Annotated in this window: 1 pseudogene; it reads right to left on the reverse strand. The window is 27.9% G+C overall.

The features are described 5' to 3' along the window. Positions 1–290, reverse strand: a pseudogene (locus FUA24_RS07810) (THUMP domain-containing protein); the annotation flags it as partial. Between the last annotated feature and the right edge of the window lie 112 nt (positions 291–402).

The following is a 402-nucleotide window of genomic DNA, read 5'->3' on the forward strand; positions in this document are numbered from 1 at the left end:
TCTACCGCCAATGAACCTGATGATTTTAAATAATTCTCCCAAGGCATTTTGTATATATTATTATACAAATCTTGCTCATTAAATACTTTAAATGAATGAATGGGTTTTAAAATTTTAATAGCAGTACGCAAACCTAAATTAGCTTTATACATAAAGCCTTTATCGCCCACAAAACTTACATTACGCACACTTTTTTTAACATCTTGCGCACCAAGTTGCGTTAACTCATTTGCTAATAAATCTTCAAAACCAAATAATGTTTTGGCTACCATTTTGAAATTTTCATCCATTTTTTACTACTACTTAATTACGTGTATAAAAATGCAAAAATAACGTAATTTTTTTCTGCATAAAGTAAACTTTGAGTTTTAAAATTTTAAAGTATAGCCACATAACACTAAC

Source organism: Seonamhaeicola marinus, from assembly GCF_008085455.1.